We start from the raw sequence: 2,506 nt of genomic DNA, 5'->3' as shown, positions 1-2,506 counted from the left end.
CATCTGCCAGGACCGGCGTTTCCTGGCGCGCACCATGCCGCAACTGGAAGCATGGTTTCATTACCGGAATCTGGACGTGAGCTCCATCAAGGAACTCGTGAAACGCTGGAAGCCGGGCCTTTGCAGTGGAGTGGTGAAAAAGAACACGCACAAGGCGCTCGATGACATTCGCGAGTCCATTGAGGAACTTAAGTACTATCGAGAGCATTTCTTCATCAAGTGATATCATAAAAAAACGAGGGGGTTTTATGTTCAAGAGACCATTCGTTCTTTATGCCGTCATTGCCGCCGTAGCGCTGTCTGTCGGGTTGTTGGTATATCTCCTCGGACGCCAACCTGAACACGTCTATTTTCTGTTCCACGGTTTTTCTCTCGCGCACGGACACCATTCACTGTTCGGCGTTCCGGGAAATTATCTCCCCTCGTTCGTCCATGTGTATGCGTTCATCCTGCTCACGGTGGCGGTCGCCGGTTTCTCGAAAGCACGATTGATCGGAACATGCGCGGCATGGTTTGTCGTCGCCTCCCTGTTCGAGGTCGCCCAGCATCCGGCAATTTCTCCGATCATCGCTGTGGCGGTGCCAGCATGGTTCGCGCGCGTACCGATTCTCGATAACACCGCTGCTTATTTTCTCAACGGGACCTTTGATCCCTTGGATCTGCTGTTCATTGCACTGGGCACAATTGCCGCTTATGTGACCATCGTGCTGACAAGAAACAGTGCGAACACGCCGTCGTCGAATAAACTGCCGCACAGCGTATTTCACTATCTTTCTCTGAGCGGAATCGTGCTTTTTGGGATGCTAACCATTATCGGCAGCGGCGGTGGAACTACCAGCACCAGCACAACAGTGTCCGGCGCGGGCAGTCAACTCTACGTCAGCGGCAATGGCAGCAGCACGCTGTTGATATATAACGATGCCAATACTGTGTCTGGGACTAACGCCGCCAATCGCGTAGTCGCCGGCGGATTGACCACAGTCAGCTTCCCGCGCGGTATTGCGATTGATATGCCGCGCAATCAGCTCTACGTCGCAAATACAGGAGCAAATTCGATTCTGGTATTCAACAATGCACGTACTGTTACCGGCGGGGACGCGCCGAACCGCACGATCAGCAACACCACCACGCCAATAACCCCGATGGCGTTGTTTATCGACCCGGTCAACGACCGGCTGTACGTGGCAAATACCGGCGGCAATTCCGTGCTGATCTATGACAACGCTAGTACCCTGAACGGCAGTAACGTCACGCCCAGCCGCACGCTGGCGGGTGTTTTGACCACCTTGATTTCGCCGACGGGTATCTATGTAGATACAACTCGAAACCTGCTGTACGTGGTTAACAGCACTAATCAGATTCTTGTCTTCAATAATGCCGACGCTGTGAATGGCAATATCGCGCCGGTCAGGTCGATCCCGATTTTAAGTGCTTCTGCGGGAATTTTCGTGGACGTCATGGCAGATCGTCTGTATGTGTCGAACACGTCAGCAAACTCGATTTATGTCTTTGACGGTGCCAGTACGGCTAACAGCAGTTCTTCCCCTAACCGCACGCTTTCCGGTGGCACGAGTGCACTAAATCAACCGCTCGACCTGTTTGTGGACACCAATACCGATCGGCTGTATGTCGCGAATCTTGGTGCTAATTCCATTCTGGTTTTCAATAACGCCGGCACCGCGAACGGTGCGCCAGCACCGAACCGCACCTTGAGTCTGACGGCCTTGACCATTCCGTGGGGAATATTCGTCGATGTCACGCCGGTCGTGATCGGTAGCACAGCAAGTCTAGACGGATACGTGCTTAGCACTAGCGGTTTACCTTCGAGCGCAACTGGCAGCCCTGCGACGGGAGACAAAGACGCGAGCTATTCGCTCGGTGTTGGATGGCGCCAGTTGTACAGTTTCGATATTGCCAATATCTCCACGAGCGCCACGATTACCTCAGCGACACTGCGGTTGTATCAATGTGACGTTCAGGGTTTCCCTTATACTAATCTGGGCAATGTGATCGTGGACCAGATGGATTATGGCGGCGCTTTCGATCCCTTCGGTAGCGCCTACAGCGGTGGGGCAGTGGCTCTTAACATCGGGATCCTGTCCACGACGCCCATCCTGGGTTATCGGTCTTTGAATGTCACAATCCCGGTGCAAAACGATCTGGCAGCGTCACGCGTGCGCTCGCAGTATCGGCTCCACTTTTCCGTACTGGATTACAATTTCGACGCCGTCGATGACTTTATTCAGTTTACCGATGCAGAAGACTCTCTCTGCGTCGGCGCGACGACGAATCAGCCACCACAGTTGGCGGTTACCTTGAGGCCATAATCAGTCGAGCGGCCGTCGGCCGCGTGGTTTGAATCTGGGATGTTCCGCCCCCGACCCAGGGTGACTTCTCTTTGCTCGTGAAAAGGAAAGTCACCAAGAGACAACACGCCCCGGATGGCGCGCTTCTCCTGCGCTTCGCGCCTTTGCCTTGCAGGTCGCGCAACGGCACGTCCCTGTGC

Annotated in this window: 2 protein-coding genes; both read left to right on the top strand. The window is 54.4% G+C overall.

Going from position 1 to position 2,506, the window contains the following annotated elements:
- The coding region (gene orn / locus WB402_RS04905; protein WP_424205797.1) for an oligoribonuclease at window positions 1-223 on the top strand (223 nt) is incomplete at its 5' end.
- Window positions 224-248: 25 nt separating this feature from the next.
- Window positions 249-2,327 carry a hypothetical protein gene (locus WB402_RS04900; protein WP_424205796.1) on the top strand — a complete coding sequence of 693 codons (2,079 nt, stop codon included), beginning with the start codon at window positions 249-251 and terminating at the stop codon, window positions 2,325-2,327.
- Window positions 2,328-2,506 lie beyond the last annotated feature (179 nt).

Origin of the sequence: Sulfuricaulis sp. (genome assembly GCF_049587675.1) — a bacterium.
Lineage (GTDB): Bacteria > Pseudomonadota > Gammaproteobacteria > Acidiferrobacterales > Sulfurifustaceae > Sulfuricaulis.
Note: the sequence above shows the minus strand (reverse complement) of the source record. Positions and strands in the feature narration are given on the sequence as shown.

What these genes read in the sequence shown, in the direction of transcription:
- WB402_RS04900 (WP_424205796.1), top strand. Translation starts at nt 249, where the DNA reads ATGTTCAAGAGACCATTCGTTCTTTATGCCGTCATTGCCGCCGTAGCG.